Source organism: Pseudomonas sp. H1h (genome assembly GCF_000633255.1).
In the GTDB taxonomy this organism is placed as follows: Bacteria; Pseudomonadota; Gammaproteobacteria; order Pseudomonadales; family Pseudomonadaceae; genus Aquipseudomonas.
The window spans coordinates 36,523-49,475 of the sequence record NZ_AYMJ01000005.1; the positions used below are offsets into that span (position 1 = coordinate 36,523).

The 12,953-nt window shown below is 59.1% G+C and carries 16 protein-coding genes; 1 reads left to right on the forward strand and 15 read right to left on the reverse strand.

Annotation, left to right across the window (positions count from 1 at the left end; translation table 11 throughout):
- From ndk to trmJ, 11 genes are all read right to left on the reverse strand, one after another.
- Window positions 1-426 carry a nucleoside-diphosphate kinase gene (gene ndk, locus U862_RS0104030; RefSeq protein WP_007916882.1) on the reverse strand — a complete coding sequence of 142 codons (426 nt, stop codon included), beginning with the start codon at window positions 424-426 and terminating at the stop codon, window positions 1-3.
- A gap of 88 nt (window positions 427-514) precedes the next feature.
- On the reverse strand, window positions 515-715 hold the full coding sequence (gene iscX / locus U862_RS0104035) for a Fe-S cluster assembly protein IscX (protein ID WP_008084655.1): 201 nt from the start codon (window positions 713-715) through the stop codon (window positions 515-517).
- Between the two features lie 14 nt (window positions 716-729).
- Window positions 730-1,071 carry an ISC system 2Fe-2S type ferredoxin gene (gene fdx, locus U862_RS0104040; protein ID WP_025109219.1) on the reverse strand — a complete coding sequence of 114 codons (342 nt, stop codon included), beginning with the start codon at window positions 1,069-1,071 and terminating at the stop codon, window positions 730-732.
- The gene (gene hscA, locus U862_RS0104045; protein ID WP_025109220.1) at window positions 1,071-2,936 is read right to left on the reverse strand and encodes a Fe-S protein assembly chaperone HscA; all 1,866 of its coding nucleotides are present in this window, start codon (window positions 2,934-2,936) and stop codon (window positions 1,071-1,073) included. The genes fdx and hscA overlap by 1 nt, the downstream gene beginning before the upstream one ends.
- 51 nt (window positions 2,937-2,987) lie before the next feature.
- On the reverse strand, window positions 2,988-3,509 hold the full coding sequence (gene hscB / locus U862_RS0104050) for a co-chaperone HscB (protein ID WP_025109221.1): 522 nt from the start codon (window positions 3,507-3,509) through the stop codon (window positions 2,988-2,990).
- A gap of 8 nt (window positions 3,510-3,517) precedes the next feature.
- Complete coding sequence (iscA, locus tag U862_RS0104055; protein ID WP_003227904.1) at window positions 3,518-3,841, reverse strand: iron-sulfur cluster assembly protein IscA; 324 nt, start codon at window positions 3,839-3,841, stop codon at window positions 3,518-3,520.
- 28 nt (window positions 3,842-3,869) lie between these two features.
- Window positions 3,870-4,256: a Fe-S cluster assembly scaffold IscU gene (gene iscU, locus U862_RS0104060; RefSeq protein WP_003227907.1), complete on the reverse strand. Its 387-nt coding sequence runs from the start codon at window positions 4,254-4,256 to the stop codon at window positions 3,870-3,872.
- Between the two features lie 84 nt (window positions 4,257-4,340).
- Window positions 4,341-5,555, reverse strand: a complete 1,215-nt coding sequence (locus U862_RS0104065; protein ID WP_003227909.1) for an IscS subfamily cysteine desulfurase — start codon at window positions 5,553-5,555, stop codon at window positions 4,341-4,343.
- 47 nt (window positions 5,556-5,602) lie between these two features.
- Entirely contained in the window at window positions 5,603-6,094 is a 492-nt protein-coding gene (gene iscR, locus U862_RS0104070) for a Fe-S cluster assembly transcriptional regulator IscR (RefSeq protein WP_003227911.1), read from the reverse strand.
- 218 nt (window positions 6,095-6,312) lie between these two features.
- Entirely contained in the window at window positions 6,313-7,089 is a 777-nt protein-coding gene (gene cysE / locus U862_RS0104075; RefSeq protein WP_025109222.1) for a serine O-acetyltransferase, read from the reverse strand.
- A 3-nt stretch (window positions 7,090-7,092) separates the two neighbouring features.
- Complete coding sequence (gene trmJ / locus U862_RS0104080; protein ID WP_025109223.1) at window positions 7,093-7,863, reverse strand: tRNA (cytosine(32)/uridine(32)-2'-O)-methyltransferase TrmJ; 771 nt, start codon at window positions 7,861-7,863, stop codon at window positions 7,093-7,095.
- A gap of 145 nt (window positions 7,864-8,008) precedes the next feature.
- Between trmJ and suhB the strand changes: the two genes are divergently transcribed.
- Complete coding sequence (suhB, locus tag U862_RS0104085; protein WP_003227916.1) at window positions 8,009-8,827, forward strand: inositol-phosphate phosphatase; 819 nt, start codon at window positions 8,009-8,011, stop codon at window positions 8,825-8,827.
- A gap of 245 nt (window positions 8,828-9,072) precedes the next feature.
- On the opposite strand, the gene U862_RS0104090 is transcribed toward suhB, so the two are convergent.
- The 4 genes from U862_RS0104090 to yajC form a co-directional block, all read right to left on the reverse strand.
- Window positions 9,073-9,621, reverse strand: coding sequence for a glycine zipper 2TM domain-containing protein (locus tag U862_RS0104090; protein WP_025109224.1), 549 nt, complete (start codon window positions 9,619-9,621; stop codon window positions 9,073-9,075).
- A gap of 121 nt (window positions 9,622-9,742) precedes the next feature.
- A complete protein-coding gene (gene secF / locus U862_RS0104095; RefSeq protein WP_025109225.1) occupies window positions 9,743-10,657 on the reverse strand; it encodes a protein translocase subunit SecF in 915 nt (304 codons plus the stop codon).
- A 9-nt stretch (window positions 10,658-10,666) separates the two neighbouring features.
- Window positions 10,667-12,538 (reverse strand): protein translocase subunit SecD, encoded by a 1,872-nt coding sequence (secD, locus tag U862_RS0104100; protein WP_025109226.1) that lies wholly within the window; start codon window positions 12,536-12,538, stop codon window positions 10,667-10,669.
- Between the two features lie 64 nt (window positions 12,539-12,602).
- Entirely contained in the window at window positions 12,603-12,941 is a 339-nt protein-coding gene (yajC, locus tag U862_RS0104105) for a preprotein translocase subunit YajC (protein ID WP_003227923.1), read from the reverse strand.
- Window positions 12,942-12,953: the final 12 nt, after the last annotated feature.

A 12,953-nucleotide genomic window follows, 5' to 3' on the forward strand; every position in this document is an offset into this window, starting at 1 on the left:
TTAGCGAGTGGTTACTTCAGTAGCTGCGAAGAAGTACGAGATTTCACGAGCAGCTGCGGCTTCGGAGTCCGAACCGTGAACAGCGTTGGCGTCGATGGAATCAGCGAAGTCAGCGCGGATGGTGCCGGCAGCAGCTTCTTTAGGGTTGGTAGCGCCCATCAGCTCACGGTTCAGAGCGATAGCGTTTTCGCCTTCCAGAACCTGAACAACAACAGGACCGGAGATCATGAAAGCAACCAGGTCGCCGAAGAAACCACGAGCGCTGTGCTCAGCGTAGAAGCCTTCAGCTTCAGCTTTGGACAGTTGCTTCAGTTTCGAAGCTACAACGCGCAGGCCTGCTTTTTCGAAACGAGTGGTGATCTCGCCGATGACGTTTTTTGCAACAGCGTCAGGCTTGATGATGGAGAAAGTACGTTGAACAGCCATGGTGTAACTCCAGAAACGGTAATTTGCGAAAAATTAAACCCGCGAATTATACGCGGGTTCTTGGGTATTGCCTAACCTGCGGGGACGATCAGTCCAATTCTTCGGCCCAAAGTGTCTGAACCGCCTCCAACACCTTCTCGCCAACACGACCAGAGGTATTGTCGAAATCCGGCAGCTCTTTGATCCATTGCTGCAGATCGACGAAATTGACAGAAAACGGATCTACACCCGGCTTGGCTTCGGCCAACTCTTCTGCAATGCGTTGAACATCATTCCAACCGTAGCTCATGACAGTCTTACCAGTCAGTGCGGCGCTTCAGCCGCATGGTTAAGCGAATATTTCGGAATCTCGACGGTAATGTCTTCTTCACCGACGATCGCCTGACAGGCCAGGCGCGATTGCGCTTCCAGGCCCCAGGCACGGTCGAGGAAGTCTTCTTCCAGCTCGTCAGCCTCTTCCAGCGAGTCGAAACCCTCGCGAATGATGCAGTGGCAAGTGGTGCAGGCGCAAACGCCGCCACAGGCACTTTCCATTTCGATGTGGTGTTCGTGAGCCAGTTCGAGAATCGAGGTGCCGGGTGCAGCCTCGACCACCATGCCTTCAGGGCAGAACTTCTCGTGAGGCAGAAAAATGACCTGCGGCATCAAATATCCTCGATTTCATTCAGGTTGCGCCCCGACAGAGCGGCTTTCACCGTCAGATCCATGCGGCGGGCAGCAAAAGCATCGGTCACTTGCGACAGACGCTTGGTCTGCTGCTCGATGGCATAACCATCAGTGCCTTTCATCAGTTCAGTGAGTTCCTGCACCTGCAGGTCGATGACCATGCGCTCTTCGGCGTCGAGCAAACGCTCGCCATCAGCCTCCAGAGCGCCCTGCACCGCTTCGATCAGGCGCTGGGCATCGACTTGTTGTTCACGCAGAACCCGAGCGACCTTGTCGTCGTTGGCGTGCTGGAACGAATCTTTCAGCATCCTGGCGATTTCGCCGTCGGTCAGACCATAGGACGGCTTGACCTGAATGCTCGCCTCAACGCCCGAACCCAATTCACGGGCAGACACGCTGAGCAGACCGTCGGCATCGACCTGGAAGGTCACGCGAATCTTCGCCGCGCCGGCCACCATCGCTGGAATTCCGCGCAGTTCGAAGCGTGCCAGAGAGCGGCAATCGCTGATCAGCTCGCGCTCGCCCTGCAACACGTGGATCGCCATGGCCGACTGGCCGTCTTTATAAGTAGTGAAGTCCTGAGCGCGGGCGACCGGGATGGTGGTGTTGCGTGGAATCACCTTTTCCATCAGCCCGCCCATGGTTTCCAGCCCCAGGGACAACGGAATCACGTCGAGCAGCAGCAGTTCGCCACCATCGCGCTTGTTGCCAGCCAGCGTATCGGCCTGGATCGCGGCCCCGATGGCCACCACTTGATCCGGGTCGATTTCAGTCAATGGCTGACGACCGAAGGCTTCGGCGACTGCTTCGCGAACACGTGGCACGCGGGTCGAACCACCCACCATGACCACCGCGTGCACGTCTTCCAGTTCAATACCGGAATCACGTACGGCGCGGCGACAGGCTTTCAGGCTGCGCGCGACCATCGGCTCGATCAGTGCATCGAAGGCTTCGCGGGTCAACTGCGCTTTCCAGTCACCGTAGGCGACTTCCACGCTGTCCATGTCGGTCAGGGCTTCTTTGGCCGCGCAGGCGGTTTGCAGCAAATTGCGTTGTGCGCCCGGGTCGAGGTCGGCAGACAGACCCGCGCTGTCGATGATCCAGCTGGCAATCGCGTGATCGAAGTCGTCGCCGCCCAGCGCACTATCGCCGCCAGTGGCCAGGACTTCGAAAACACCACCCGTCAGACGCAGAATCGAAATATCGAACGTACCGCCGCCCAGATCGTAAATCGCGACCAGGCCTTCGGCATGTTGATCCAGACCATAAGCCACGGCGGCGGCGGTTGGCTCGTTGAGCAGACGCAGCACGTTCAGACCCGCGAGCTTTGCCGCATCCTTGGTGGCCTGACGCTGAGCGTCATCGAAATAGGCTGGAACAGTGATCACCGCGCCAACCAGCTCGCCACCCAACGTCGCTTCAGCACGCTGACGCAGCACCTTGAGGATATCGGCGGAGACTTCGACCGGACTTTTCGGACCCTGCACGGTGTCGATGAACGGCATGTGCGATTCGCCGCCGACAAAGCGGTACGGCAGTTGCTCGCCCAACTGCTTGACGTCGGACAGACCACGGCCCATCAGGCGTTTGACCGACAGCACAGTGTTCAAGGGATCGGAGGACGCAGCCAGCTTGGCCGACTCGCCAACCTCGACGCGATCGGCGTGATAACGCACGGCGGACGGCAGGATGACCTGCCCGTCAGCGTCGGCCAGCGGCTCGGAAAGACCACTGCGCAACGCAGCGACCAGCGAATTGGTAGTGCCCAAGTCGATCCCCACAGCCAGACGACGCTGGTGCGGTTGAGGACTTTGGCCGGGTTCGGCGATCTGCAGTAGGGCCATCGTGATCAGGACTTATCTGTATATCAGGCGTGCGACCGGAGCGGCACTGGGTTAATCGTCGAGGCGCTCTTCTAACTGGCGCACTTCGTAGGTGAGCTTGTCGAGGAACTGCATGCGCCGCATCAGGCGTTCGGCCTGTTCGCGTTGCGCCGCATCATCCCAACAGGCTGCGAAGCTTTCGTTCAATTGTTCCTGAGCGACTTTCAAGCGACGCTTGAACACCGCGACACCGTCGATATCGGCGCTGTCCTGGAGGTCTTCGAGCTCTTCGCGCCACTGCATCTGCTGCAGAAGGAACTCGGGGTCATGGACCGTGACTTCCATCGGCACTTCATGCCCGCTGATGTTCAGCAGGTAGCGTGCACGCTGCGCCGGGCTCTTGAGCGTCTGGTAGGCGTCGTTGAGCCGCGCAGACTGCTCGAGTGCCGCCCGCTGCTCACGCTCGGGGGCGTCGGCAAAGCGGTCAGGATGAACACCGCGCGCCAACTCACGATAGCGCGTGGCTAACTGCTCGAGATCCAGACGGAAACTCGGTTGCAGCTCGAATAATGCGAAATGACAAGGAATACCCACGACAAGCCTCAGATGTTGAAGCTTTCGCCGCAGCCACATTCACCGCGTACGTTGGGGTTGTTGAACTTGAAGCCTTCGTTCAACCCTTCCTTGACGAAATCGAGTTCGGTGCCGTCCAGGTAGGCCAGGCTTTTCGGGTCGATGATCACTTTCTCGCCGTGACTTTCGAACACCTGATCCTCTGCAACCACCTCGTCGACAAACTCCAGCACGTAGGCAAGGCCGGAACAGCCTGTGGTGCGAACACCCAGACGAATCCCTTCACCTTTGCCGCGCCCGTCGAGGGAGCGTCGCACGTGTCGAGCAGCCGCTTCTGTCATGCTGATAGCCATCGTTGACTCCTTACTCGTCGCGCAATGCTTAGATCAAGCCTTTCTTCTGCTTGTAGTCGCGAACGGCCGCCTTGATGGCGTCTTCAGCGAGTACCGAGCAGTGGATTTTCACTGGCGGAAGGGCCAGTTCTTCGGCCAGCTGAGTGTTCTTGATGGTCTCGGCTTCGTCCAGGGTCTTGCCCTTCATCCACTCGGTGGCGAGGGAGCTGGAAGCAATGGCCGAACCGCAGCCGTAGGTCTTGAACTTGGCGTCTTCGATAACGCCCTGGTCGTTGACCTTGATCTGCAGACGCATCACGTCGCCGCACGCCGGAGCGCCGACCATGCCGGTGCCGACATCCGGGTCTTCCGCGTTCATCTTGCCGACGTTGCGCGGGTTTTCGTAGTGGTCGATGACCTTTTCACTGTAAGCCATGGTGCTTAATCCTCACTCATCAGAGAGTCGCTCTTTAAGCCCCGGAACCGGAAGTTCACAGGGCTGGTTCGCGGCGACTTGAAATCAGTGTGCCGCCCACTCGATTTTCGAAATGTCGACACCGTCTTTGTACATATCCCACAGCGGCGACAGAGCGCGCAGCTTGGTAACGGCCTCGCAGACTTTCTGCGCGGCGTAGTCGATTTCTTCTTCGGTAGTGAAACGGCCGAAGGTGAAACGGATCGAGCTGTGTGCCAGTTCGTCGTTGCGGCCCAGGGCGCGCAGTACGTACGAAGGCTCCAGGGAGGCAGAAGTGCACGCCGAACCGGACGATACCGCCAGATCCTTGAGGGCCATGATCAGCGACTCGCCTTCAACGTAGTTGAAGCTCAGGTTCAGGTTGTGCGGAACGCGGGCGGTCAGGCTGCCGTTGACGTACAGCTCTTCCAGGTGCTCGACCTGCTTGAAGAAACGGTCGCTCAGGGCCTTGATGCGCACGTTTTCGGCAGCCATGTCTTCCTTGGCTACACGGAACGCTTCGCCCATGCCGACGATCTGGTGGGTCGCCAGGGTGCCGGAGCGCATGCCACGCTCGTGACCGCCGCCGTGCATGGTCGCTTCGATGCGCACACGCGGCTTGCGGCTGACGTACAGCGCGCCGATGCCTTTAGGGCCATAAGTCTTGTGGGCGGAGAACGACATCATGTCGACTTTCAGCTTCTGCAGGTCGATCTCGACCTTGCCAGTGGACTGAGCCGCGTCGACATGGAGCAGAACGCCCTTGGAGCGGGTCAGTTCGCCTATGGCAGCGATGTCGTTGATGGTGCCGATTTCGTTGTTCACGTGCATGACCGACACCAGGATGGTGTCTTCGCGCAGTGCCGCTTCGATCATGGCTGGAGTGATCAGGCCATCTTCGGTCGGCTCAAGGTAAGTCACTTCGAAACCTTCGCGCTCCAGTTGGCGCATAGTGTCGAGGACGGCCTTGTGTTCGATCTTGCTGGTGATCAGGTGCTTGCCCTTGGAGCCATAGAAATGCGCAGCACCCTTGATTGCCAGGTTGTCGGATTCGGTGGCACCGGAGGTCCAGACGATTTCACGCGGGTCGGCGTTGACCAGATCGGCCACCTGACGACGAGCGTTTTCGACGGACTCTTCAGCCTTCCAGCCGAACACGTGGGAACGGGACGCCGGGTTACCGAAGTTTCCGTCGACCAGCAGGCATTCACTCATCTTTTGCGCAACGCGCGGATCGACCGGGGTGGTCGCAGAGTAATCAAGGTAAATCGGCAATTTCATGGACTATCTCCTAAATCAGGGCTGGCGTTCCGCTAGCTCTTCGGCTGTCATTCGACGGCGGACGCTTCAATCTTGTCCAGGCGTGGCGCCTTGCTGTTGCAACGGCGCTGGTCCTGACGCTGGGCTACTTCTTGCACCTCACGGCGAGTCACAAGATCAGCCAAGCTGATACCACTTAGAAATTCGTGAATCTGCAGGCTCAGGTCGCACCACAAGTGGTGAGTCAGGCAGGTATCACCGGAATGGCAATCGCCCTGACCCTGGCATTTGGTCGCATCGACCGATTCGTTGACCGCATCGATCACCTGAGCCACCTGGATGCCCTGCATGTCGCGGGACAGCTGATAACCACCGCCTGGACCGCGAACACTGGAAACCAGGTTACTGCGGCGCAGCTTGGCGAAAAGCTGTTCGAGATAGGACAGGGAGATGCCTTGGCGCTCGGAGATATCGGCCAGGGACACCGGCCCGTGCTGCGCGTGCAACGCCAGGTCAAGCATGGCGGTCACGGCGTATCGGCCTTTTGTAGTCAGTCGCATGGACAATTACCACGGAGTTCGGAATGGGCGGGAGTATGCAATTCCCGAGCATTTAAGTCAACTATAAGACCTAGTGCTTTAGTCGGGTTTACCCGCAAAAGAGCGCGCGCATCATAGCAAAGGCTGGCGGCGTACAGCCAGCAGTACCGCGCCATCGTTCTTCGCGAGCAGGCTCGCCCCCACAAGGGAATACATTTCAATTGTGGGGGCGACCCGGTTTAGCTGGCCTGGCTCTGATCCTTGCCTTTCACACAGGCGAAATCTTCTTCACGCAGCTCAGGCAGATCTTTCGCACAATAGTTACTGCCCAGATCCTTCAGTGCACCGCACATCCCTTCCAGCCGCCCGTCCACCGCCTGCAGGTGATCGAGCAGCTGACCAATGGCGCGAGCCACCGGATCGGGCATGTCTTCGCTGACACCATAGGCATCGAAACCGATCTTCTCGGCCATCGCCTTGCGCTTGGCATCCTGCTCTTCATCGGACTTGACGATGATCCGGCCTGGAATACCCACCACCGTGGCACCCGGCGGCACTTCTTTGGTCACCACGGCATTCGAACCGACTTTGGCGCCAGCTCCAACAGTGAACGGCCCGAGCACCTTGGCGCCGGCACCGACCACCACACCGTCACCCAATGTCGGATGGCGCTTGCCTTTGTTCCAGCTGGTGCCGCCGAGGGTCACACCCTGATAAATGGTCACGTCATCACCAATCTCGGCGGTTTCGCCAATGACGATGCCCATGCCGTGGTCGATGAAGAAGCGCCGGCCGACCTTGGCGCCCGGATGAATCTCGATCCCGGTCAACCAGCGACCGAAGTTGGACACCAGTCGCGCCAGCCATTTCAGCTCGTTACGCCACAACATGCCAGCCAACCGATGAATCCAGATCGCATGCATGCCGGGGTAGCAGGTCAGGACTTCAAAAGCGTTACGCGCCGCCGGGTCTCGATGGAATACGCTTTGGATATCTTCACGCAAACGCTCAAACATCATTCAGTCCTTCCGCTTAAGAAGCTCACCACGGGCCGCTTTCTGGGTTTCCGTGAGAATGCCACGCAAAATATTCATTTCCGCCCGGCTGACCGAGCTGCGTCCGTACAACCGGCGCAGGCGCGCCATCAGGTGCCGTGGTTTTTCCGGATCGAGAAACTCGATGGCGACCAGCGTCTGCTCCAGATGCTCATAGAAGCGCTCAAGCTCATCCATGGTCGCAAGCTCGGCGCTTTTCACCGAGGCCACTTCTTCTTTCTCGATCTTGGTCGGCTGCCCTTGAGCGGCCAGCCAGGCCATGCGCACTTCATAGCTCAACACCTGCACCGCCGCCCCGAGGTTCAGCGAGCTGAACTCAGGATCGGAGGGGATGTGCACGTGAAAGTGACATCGCTGCAGCTCGTCATTGGTCAGGCCGGAGTCTTCACGACCGAATACCAGAGCGATCTCCGCCCCCTGCCCCGCCTCTTCAACCACTTTGCTGCCGCATTCGCGAGGATCGAGCAGTGGCCAGGGAATGCGACGGTCACGGGCGCTGGTGCCCAGCACCAGATTGCAGCCAACCAGAGCGTCCTCCAGGGTGGCAACGACCTGCGCGTTTTCAAGGATGTCCCCGGCACCGGAAGCGCGCGCATCGGCTTCGTGATGCGGAAACAACCGCGGTTCGACCAGCACCAGCCGCGACAGACCCATGTTTTTCATGGCGCGCGCGGCCCCGCCGATGTTGCCGGGGTGGCTGGTATTGACCAGGACAACACGAATGTTCTGCAGCAAGGGAGGCGCTCTCGGACACAGGAAAGGGGTGCAAATCTTACAGAACAGCCTACCGTTAAGCTATGAAAGCGAACAGCGTCCTTCACCTGAAGAAAAGTTCTGATAGAATGCGCGGCTTTCTTTAACAACCTTAGGTGACACATCCATGCAGCCCATGCTGAATATCGCGCTGCGCGCCGCCCGCAGCGCCAGTGAACTGATCTTCCGCTCCATCGAGCGCCTGGATACCATCAAGGTCGACGAAAAAGACGCCAAGGATTATGTATCCGAGGTGGATCGCGCCGCCGAACAGAAAATCATCGACGCCCTGCGCAAGGCTTACCCGAATCACTCGATCCAGGGTGAAGAGACCGGCATGCACGTCGGTAACGGCATCGAAGGCGAAGAGTACCTGTGGATCATCGATCCGCTGGACGGCACCACCAACTTCCTGCGTGGCATTCCTCACTTTGCTGTCAGCATTGCCTGCAAATACCGTGGTCGCCTGGAACACGCAGTGGTTCTGGACCCGGTTCGCCAAGAAGAATTCACCGCCAGCCGTGGTCGCGGTGCTCAACTGAACGGTCGTCGCCTGCGCGTCAGCGGTCGCACCAGCCTCGACGGCGCCCTGCTCGGCACTGGCTTTCCGTTCCGCGATGACCAGATGGACAACCTCGATAACTACCTGGGCATGTTCCGCGCCCTGGTCGGCCAGACTGCCGGCATCCGCCGCGCCGGTTCCGCCAGCCTGGACCTGGCCTACGTGGCTGCCGGCCGTTTCGACGCGTTCTGGGAGTCGGGCCTGTCCGAGTGGGACATGGCTGCAGGCGCCCTGCTGATCCAGGAAGCAGGCGGTCTGGTGAGCGACTTCACCGGCGGTCACGATTTCCTTGAAAAAGGCCACATCGTTGCCGGCAACACCAAATGCTTCAAAGCAGTACTGACGGCGATCCAGCCGCATCTGCCAGCTTCGCTGAAGCGCTAAGCTTCCCGCGAAACGCAAAAAAGCACCCTTCGGGGTGCTTTTTTTATGCCCGCGATTACAGCCCCTCCACAAAGACCCTGCGGGAGCCGGTTTGCTCGCGAATGCGGTCTACCATCCAGAATTGATGTTGAGTCACGCGCCGCCTTCGCGAGCAAGCCCGCTCCCACCGTGGATTGGGGTGGAGACTGAAATCACAGGCACAAAAAAGCACCCCGCAGGGTGCTTCTTGTTTAAACAGTCGGTCTTTATTGACCCGGCTGATTCTGCGACAGAATCAACTTGCCTTCCTTGTCGACCGGAATCTGATTGCCCGGATCACGATCCATCCGCACCTTGCCTTCCTTGCCATCCAGCGAATAACGCACGTCGTAACCTACAACCTTGTCACTGATGTCATTCACTGTATTGCAGCGAGTCTGAGTGGTGGTGTAGGTGTCGCGATTCTGCATGCCTTCCTGCACCTTGTTACCGGCGTAACCGCCACCGACCGCACCAGCAACGGTAGCAATTTTCTTGCCGTTACCGCCGCCGACCATATTACCCAGCAGACCACCGCCTACCGCACCGAGCACCGTACCCACGATCTGGTGCTGGTCCTTGACCGGCGCCTGACGGGTTACAGCAACATCCTTGCACACTTCACGTGGAGTCTTGATCTGTGTTTTAACCGGTTCAACGGCCAACACTTGCGCATACTCAGGGCCGCTTTTAACCAGGCTGTAGGTGGCAACAGCACCCCCGGCAGTCACACCGACAGCACCCAATACCGCACCAACCAGCAACGACTTGTTCACATGAACCTCCTGACCATCACATGCGGGACGCGCCCGCGCTTCTCCCAGCCTTGGAGCATAAAAAAAGGCGCGAGTTCAACTCGCGCCTTTTTCGGGCTGACAACCGGAGAAGCGATGGCCGTTATGGACGGTCGTCGATTTCCTTCTCGGTGTTGGCCGGAGGAATCAGGTCCTCGGTACTCAGGTTCAGCCAGATCAGCACCACGTTAGCGATGTAGATCGACGAGTAAGTACCCGCCAGAACACCGATGAACAGCGCGATGGAGAAACCGAACAGGTTGTCGCCACCAAAGAACAGCAGCGCCGCGATCGCCAGCAAGGTGGAGATCGACGTCGCCATGGTGCGCAGCAGGGTCTGGGTGGTCGAGATGTTGATGTTCTCGATCAGCGAAGCCTTGCGCAGCACACGGAAGTTCTCACGAACCCGGTCGAATACCACGATGGTGTCGTTCAGCGAGTAACCAATGATCGCCAGCACCGCCGCCAGCACCGTCAGGTCGAAGGTGATCTGGAAGAACGACAGGATACCGACGGTCACGATCACGTCGTGAATCAGCGAAACGATGGCGCCGACCGCAAATTTCCACTGAAAGCGGAAAGCCAGGTAGATCAGGATGCCGCCGAGCGCCAGCAGCATGCCGAGGCCGCCCTGGTCGCGCAGTTCTTCACCGACCTGCGGGCCGACGAATTCGACGCGCTTGACGGTAGCCGGGTTGTCGCCGCCGACTTTCTGCAGCGCTGCTGCGACCTGATGACCCAGCTGCGGATCTTCACCCGGCATGCGCACCAGCAGGTCGGTGGTCGCACCGAAGTTCTGCACGATGGCTTCGTGATAACCGGAAGTCACCAGTTGCTCGCGCACCTTGGTAACGTCAGCCGGACGCTCGTAGGTCAGCTCGATGAGCGTACCGCCGGTGAAGTCCAGACCCCAGTTCATGCCCTTGTGGACGACGCTGAAAATAGCCAGCAACGTGAGAAACACTGTGACGCCGAACGCGAAGTTGCGAACGCCCATGAAGTTGATTGTACGTAACATGGCAGCCCCTTAAATCCACAACTTCTTGAAGTCACGTCCGCCGAAGATCAGGTTGACCATTGCGCGGGTCACCATGATGGCCGTGAACATCGAGGTAAAGATCCCGAGGGACATGGTCACTGCGAAACCCTTCACCGGGCCGGTGCCCATGGCGAAGAGGATGCCGCCGACCAGCAGAGTGGTCAGGTTGGCGTCGAGAATCGCGGTGAATGCCCGGCCGAAGCCTTCGTTGATTGCACGCTGCACGGTCATGCCCGCGGCGATCTCTTCACGGATCCGCGAGAAGATCAGCACGTTGGCGTCGACCGCCATGCCCATGGTCAACACGATACCGGCGATACCAGGCAAGGTCAGCGTTGCACCCAGCAACGACATCAGCGCCAGCAGCAGCACCATGTTCACCGCCAGCGCGACGGTGGCGATCAGGCCGAAGAAGCGGTAGATGGCGATGATGAACAGCGAGACGAACAGCATGCCCCACAGCGATGCATCGATACCCTTGGTGATGTTGTCAGCACCCAGGCTCGGACCGATTGTGCGCTCTTCAGCGAAGTACATCGGAGCCGCCAGACCACCGGCACGCAGCAGCAGCGCCAGCTCGGACGATTCGCCCTGGCCGTTCAGGCCGGTGATGCGGAACTGCGCACCCAGCGGCGACTGAATGGTCGCCAGGCTGATGATCTTCTTCTCTTCCTTGAACGTCTGTACCGCGACGTCTTTCTCGACGCCGTCCACAACCTGCTTGACGTAGGTGGTCACCGGACGCTGTTCGATGAAGATCACCGCCATGCTGCGACCCACGTTCGAACGGGTCGCGCGGCTCATCAGCTCGCCACCGTGACCATCCAGACGGATGTTCACTTCAGGTGTACCGTGCTGCGAATCGAAACCGGCCTTGGCGTCGGTCACCTGGTCACCGGTGATGATCAAACCACGCTCGATCTGTACCGGAGGACGCTTGCCTTCACGGAACTCGAAAGTTTCGGAGGTGGCTTTCGAAGCACCCGGCTCTGCAGCCAGACGGAATTCAAGGTTGGCTGTCTTGCCGAGGATACGCTTGGCTTCGGCAGTGTCCTGCACGCCCGGCAGCTCAACCACGATGCGGTTGGCGCCCTGACGCTGGACGATCGGCTCGGCAACACCCAGCTCGTTGACGCGGTTACGTACCGTGGTCAAGTTCTGCTTGATGGAGTATTCACGGATTTCCGCCAGCTTGGCCGGGGTCATCGCCAGACGCAGCACCGGTTGACCGTTGAGGTCGGCCGGAACAATGTCGAAATCATTGAAGTTCTTGCGGATCAGCGCACGGGCCTGTTCGCGGGAATCAGCATCGCTGAAGCCCAACTGAATGGCACCGCCCAGTTGCGGCAGGCTGCGATAGCGCAGCTTCTCTTTGCGCAGCAGGCTCTTGACGTCACCTTCGTAGACTTTCAGGCGTGCATCGAGGGCTTTGTCCATGTCCACTTCGAGCAGGAAGTGCACACCACCGGACAAGTCCAGGCCCAGCTTCATCGGGTGCGCACCCAGGTTGCGCAGCCATTGCGGGGTGGTTTGTGCCAGGTTCAATGCGACGACGTAGTCATCACCCAATGCCTTGCGTACAACGTCTTTGGCCGGCAACTGGTCTTCAGCCTTGGTCAGACGGATCAGGCCGCCCTTGCCGTTGGCCGCCAGGCTCGAAGCCTTGACGTTGATTCCGGACTCACGCAGCGCCGTGCTGACGCGATCCAGATCGGCCTGATTCACCTGCAGAGCCGTGCTGGCGCCGCTGATCTGAATGGCCGGGTCATCGGGGTATAGATTCGGAGCGGAATAAATCAGACCGATCGCCAGCACCGCCAGGATCAGAATGTATTTCCACAGAGGATATTTGTTCAGCATCACGCCGCCCGTTATGACGCGGGGCGCCTTGCGCGCCCCGTCGATTGAGTAGAAGTTGTTGCCCTTAGATCGCTTTCAGCGTGCCTTTTGGCAGCGTGGCGGCGATGGCGCCCTTCTGGAACTTCATTTCCACGGTGTCGGAAACTTCCAGAACCACGAAGTCATCGGCCACTTTGGTGATCTTGCCGGCGATGCCGCCGGTGGTGACCACTTCGTCGCCCTTGGCAAGGCTGCTCAGCAGGTTCTTCTGCTCTTTGGCGCGCTTGGCCTGTGGACGCCAGATCATCAGGTAGAAGATGACCAGGAAGCCGACCAGGAAAATCCACTCGAAGCCGCCGCCCATTGGGCCGGCAGCAGCCGGTGCAGCTGCGTCAGCCATGGCGTTAGAGATAAAAAAGCTCATTTAGCACTCCAG

Coding starts and splice junctions, on each gene's coding strand:
- ndk (WP_007916882.1), bottom strand. CDS start 426: ATGGCTGTTCAACGTACTTTCTCCATCATCAAGCCTGACGCTGTTGCA.
- iscX (WP_008084655.1), bottom strand. CDS start 715: ATGAGCTACGGTTGGAATGATGTTCAACGCATTGCAGAAGAGTTGGCC.
- fdx (WP_025109219.1), bottom strand. CDS start 1,071: ATGCCGCAGGTCATTTTTCTGCCTCACGAGAAGTTCTGCCCTGAAGGC.
- hscA (WP_025109220.1), bottom strand. CDS start 2,936: ATGGCCCTACTGCAGATCGCCGAACCCGGCCAAAGTCCTCAACCGCAC.
- iscA (WP_003227904.1), bottom strand. CDS start 3,841: ATGGCTATCAGCATGACAGAAGCGGCTGCTCGACACGTGCGACGCTCC.
- iscU (WP_003227907.1), bottom strand. CDS start 4,256: ATGGCTTACAGTGAAAAGGTCATCGACCACTACGAAAACCCGCGCAAC.
- U862_RS0104065 (WP_003227909.1), bottom strand. CDS start 5,555: ATGAAATTGCCGATTTACCTTGATTACTCTGCGACCACCCCGGTCGAT.
- iscR (WP_003227911.1), bottom strand. CDS start 6,094: ATGCGACTGACTACAAAAGGCCGATACGCCGTGACCGCCATGCTTGAC.
- cysE (WP_025109222.1), bottom strand. CDS start 7,089: ATGTTTGAGCGTTTGCGTGAAGATATCCAAAGCGTATTCCATCGAGAC.
- suhB (WP_003227916.1), top strand. CDS start 8,009: ATGCAGCCCATGCTGAATATCGCGCTGCGCGCCGCCCGCAGCGCCAGT.
- secF (WP_025109225.1), bottom strand. CDS start 10,657: ATGTTACGTACAATCAACTTCATGGGCGTTCGCAACTTCGCGTTCGGC.
- secD (WP_025109226.1), bottom strand. CDS start 12,538: ATGCTGAACAAATATCCTCTGTGGAAATACATTCTGATCCTGGCGGTG.
- yajC (WP_003227923.1), bottom strand. CDS start 12,941: ATGAGCTTTTTTATCTCTAACGCCATGGCTGACGCAGCTGCACCGGCT.